This is a genomic window from Actinomycetota bacterium, assembly GCA_036280995.1.
Lineage (GTDB): Bacteria > Actinomycetota > CALGFH01 > CALGFH01 > CALGFH01 > CALGFH01.
Genome location: DASUPQ010000638.1, coordinates 1 through 3,773, shown reverse-complemented (window position 1 = coordinate 3,773; position 3,773 = coordinate 1). Strand labels below are relative to the sequence as shown.

At 70.6% G+C, this 3,773-nt stretch carries 4 protein-coding genes; all 4 read right to left on the bottom strand.

Features of this window, described 5'->3' with window-relative positions; genetic code table 11:
* Positions 1 to 869: HD domain-containing protein (locus tag VF468_21795; protein ID HEX5880923.1), on the bottom strand; the 869-nt coding region annotated here is incomplete at its 3' end.
* Between the two features lie 69 nt (positions 870 to 938).
* Complete coding sequence (locus tag VF468_21790; GenBank protein ID HEX5880922.1) at positions 939 to 2,162, bottom strand: transposase; 1,224 nt, start codon at positions 2,160 to 2,162, stop codon at positions 939 to 941.
* Positions 2,163 to 2,243: 81 nt separating this feature from the next.
* Positions 2,244 to 2,783 carry a GNAT family protein gene (locus tag VF468_21785; protein ID HEX5880921.1) on the bottom strand — a complete coding sequence of 180 codons (540 nt, stop codon included), beginning with the start codon at positions 2,781 to 2,783 and terminating at the stop codon, positions 2,244 to 2,246.
* 6 nt (positions 2,784 to 2,789) lie between these two features.
* Positions 2,790 to 3,773: putative PEP-binding protein (locus VF468_21780; GenBank protein HEX5880920.1), on the bottom strand; the 984-nt coding region annotated here is incomplete at its 5' end.

Below are 3,773 nucleotides of genomic sequence, written 5' to 3'. Positions count from 1 at the left end.
TGGCGGTCGGCCTCGGGGCGCAGGTAGACGCGCTCGAACATGAACGACCGCATCACCGACATCGCCTCGGCGCAGGCCTCGCCCTGGGCGACCCGGGCGGCGCCGCGGGAGTGGCGGATGACGTCCTCGACCAGGACCCCGATCATGTCGGCGGGCTGCTCGCCAAGGACCCGGCGGACCCCGGCCGGGACCTGGTCGACCCCGGCCAGGACCCCGGCCCGGAGGGCGTCGGTGAGGTCGGCGGTGAGGTAGGCGATGCGGTCGGCCAGGCGGGCGCAGAGCCCCTCCAGGGTCGAGGGCGGCTCGTGCTTCCAGGAGTGGCGGGCGATCCCCTCCAGCACCTCGGCGGTGAGGTTGCGGGGCTCGAGCAGGGTGAGCAGGCGCGCCCCCTGGCGGGCGTGGTCGAAGCCGCCGGGGGCGACCTGCTGGAGGGCCGCCTCGCCGCCGTGGCCGAAGCAGGCGTGGCCCAGGTCGTGGCCGGTGGCGATGGCCGTGGCCAGGGGCACGTTGAGGGCCAGGGCCTGGGCGATGGTGGCGGCGATCCGGGCCGTCTGCTGCATGTGGGTGGCCCGGGTCACGTAGTGGTCCCCGATGTACGGCCCCCCCTGGCGGCCGGCGGCCGGGCCCTCGCCGGAGAAGACGGGGATGAACGACTGGGTCTTGCCGTGGGCCCGCATCATGGCCCGGGAGAAGATGATCCGGTCCAGGTCGCGCATCCAGCAGGTCCGCACCGGGTCCTCCGGCTCGGGCTGGCCCCGCCCGGCCGAGGAGGCCGCCTTCGAGGCCCAGGGGGCCAGGGTGCGCGCCTCGGCCGCCTCCAGCTCGGCCCGCACCGTCCCCCGCTGCACCCAGTCGTGGGTTGCCGTCACCTTCGCCTCCGATGTGTGACCCATCACTTTGACTGCTCCAATCGGCTGGCGCCGCTTGGATCTTGGGGCTCAGGTTGCCCTGGTTCCCGCGGGAACCAGGGTCTTATCGCCGTCATCGCCCGCACCGGTACAGCCCAACCGGTTGTTGCGCGGATGGTCAGGATGCAAATTCCATGCCGAGTTCCGGTCCCGGTCGAGGACTAGACCGCAGCTCCAACACCGGAAAATTCTGTCGGAGAGCTCCAAGCGGGGCTTGGCTTTCGCCCCGCAGGCCGAACACTCCTGGGTGGTATTGCAGGCAGGCAGTACGACAATCTGCTTGCCGGCCTTTGCGGCCTGCCAAACCAACACTCGCAGGAACCCCGCCCAGCCGGCATCGGCAATCGAGCGGTTCAAGCCAGCCTTGTGACGCCCTGCGCCACGACGGGACAAGTGCTTCACCGCCAGGTCCTCGACGCCGATCCGGTCGAATGTGCACACCAGACCTCGGGCGGCCTTGTGTTGGAAGTCAGCCCGCTGGGCGGCGGTCTTGGCCTCGATCCGGGCCACGCGACGCTGTGCCTTACCGCGGTTCGCCGAGTCCCTCTGTTTGCGGGCCGAGCTGCGATGGCTGCGGGCCAGCGCATGGGCCCTCGCGCGAGACAGTCGTGGATTGGGGACGTCGCTCTCGGCGGCGCAGGTGGTGGCAAAGGTGTCAAGGCCGAGGTCGAGCCCTGTCGCTCGATCCGTCCTCTCAGCCGGCCTCAACGGGAGGGTAACCCGCAGGACGAAGCTGGCCCACCAACGCCCAGCTGGATCCCTGTAGACGGTCACACTCGTGGGCGCCGACGGCAACGGTCGACTCCACACCACCCTGACCCGAACACGTCCGGTGCCGGTGGTTAGCTCCAGATGTTCGCCAGGCTTCCCAAGGCCGGTTCCTGACACGGAGAACCCTCGCTTCGTCCAGCGGGCAGTGGAATGCTTACCCTTCCGCTTGAAGTCTGGACGCCCCGCCGGGTTGGTCTGATCGAGGAAGGCCGTGATCGCTTGGTACAGATCCCGTAGGACCTGCTGTTGGGGAACCGAGGGCTGCTCGCTCAGCCAATCGAAGCGAGATCGCCAGTCGGTCAACTCCTTGTCAGCAGCTCCATACGACAGGGAAATGCGCTCCTGGCGCCATAGGTCCCTCCAACGGCCGAGGGCCTGGTTCCACACGAACCGGCAGGCGTCAAATACCGGCTGCAGTTGGGCCACCTGTGAGCTGTTCACCCGCAACCGGTAGCGATAGCGCACCTGCACTGTCGTATCCATGACCACAGCATCTCAGGCCTGTATGACACTGACGCGGCATCTGTCCTCAACGTCGGGGCTGCGTGCCGAACGCCTCCTCTGTCAAGCAGGTGGTCCCCCTTGTGACGGTCGGTCGTCCCGCAGGCGGCTGTAGAGGACCAGGTCGTGGAACCCGCCGTCGCGGAACTGGGCGTGGCGCATGACCCCCTCGCGGGTGAACCCGGCCCGCTCCAGGGCCCGCTGCTCGGCCAGGTTCTCCACGTCGGTGCTGGCCTCCAGCCGCTCGACCCGGGTGTGGGCGAACAGGTAGGCGGCCAGCTGGCGCTGGGCCTCGGCGCCGTGGCCGCGGCCGCGGTGCTCGGGCAGCAGGGCGATGCCGACGTTGAAGGCCCGCGACCCCGGGTTGGGGCCGTGGTAGACGGCGAAGTAGCTGACGTCGCCGGCCAGGGTGCCGTCGTCCAGCTCGACCAGCAGGTTGCCGCGGTCGGGGCCGAGCAGCCCGTCCTGCTCGAACCGGCGCCGCAGCTCCCCGTCGGGGGCGAACCCGAACCAGTTGTGGCGGCCCTGCGCCTCCGGGTCGGCCCACCAGCGCTCGAGCGTGTCGAGGTCGGCGCGGCGGACCGGCCGGAGGCGCAGGGCCATCCCGGGCTACTTGGAGGCCGCGGTGGCCTCGCCGAGGGCGGCCTGCCCGGCGGCCAGGCGGGCCGTCGGCACCCGGAACGGCGAGCAGGACACGTAGTCCAGCCCCAGCTCGTGGCAGAACCGGACCGAGTCGGGGTCGCCGCCGTGCTCGCCGCAGATCCCCAGATGCAGGTCGGCGCGGGTCGCGCGGCCCTCCTCGCAGGCGATCCGCATCAGCCGGCCGACGCCGGGCTGGTCGATGGTCACGAACGGGTTGGCCGGCACCAGCTTGCGCTCCTCGTACAGCCCGAGGAACTTGCCGATGTCGTCGCGGGAGAACCCGAACGCCGTCTGGGTGAGGTCGTTGGTGCCGAAGGAGAAGAACTCGGCCACCTCGGCGATCTCCCCCGCGACGAGCGCCGCCCGCGGCAGCTCGATCATCGTCCCCCACAGCACCTCGAGCTCCTGGCCGGCGTCCTCGAGGGTCTTGCCGGCCACCGGCTCCAGCTCCTCGCGGAGCTGGGACAGCTCCTCGCGGGTGGCGGCCAGCGGGATCATGATCTCCACGATCGGGTTGCCCCCGTCGGCCTTGACCCTGGCCGCGGCCTCGACGATGGCCCGGACCTGCATGGCGTACAGCCCGGGCTTGACGATGCCCAGGCGCACCCCCCGCAGCCCCAGCATCGGGTTGGCCTCGTGCAGGTCGTTGACCTTGGCCAGCATCTCGGTGGCCTGCTCCAGCGGCAGGGCCTCGTCCCCGCCGACTTCCACGGTGGACTGGCCCTGCTGGGTGGCCAGGGCCACGGCCACGGCCAGGTCGACCTGGTTGGGCAGGAACTCGTGCAGGGGCGGGTCGAGCAGCCGCACCGTGACCGGCTTGCCGTCCATGGCCTGGAAGATGCCGACGAAGTCGTCGCGCTGCAACGGCAGCAGGATGTCGTAGGCGGCCTGCTCCTCCTCCTCGGAGTCGGCGAAGATCATCCGCCGGACCGCGGCCACCCGCTCCTCGCC

Excerpts from the sequence above, each read along its gene's own strand:
- VF468_21790 (HEX5880922.1), bottom strand. The coding sequence starts at position 2,162 with ATGGATACGACAGTGCAGGTGCGCTATCGCTACCGGTTGCGGGTGAAC.
- VF468_21785 (HEX5880921.1), bottom strand. The coding sequence starts at position 2,783 with ATGGCCCTGCGCCTCCGGCCGGTCCGCCGCGCCGACCTCGACACGCTC.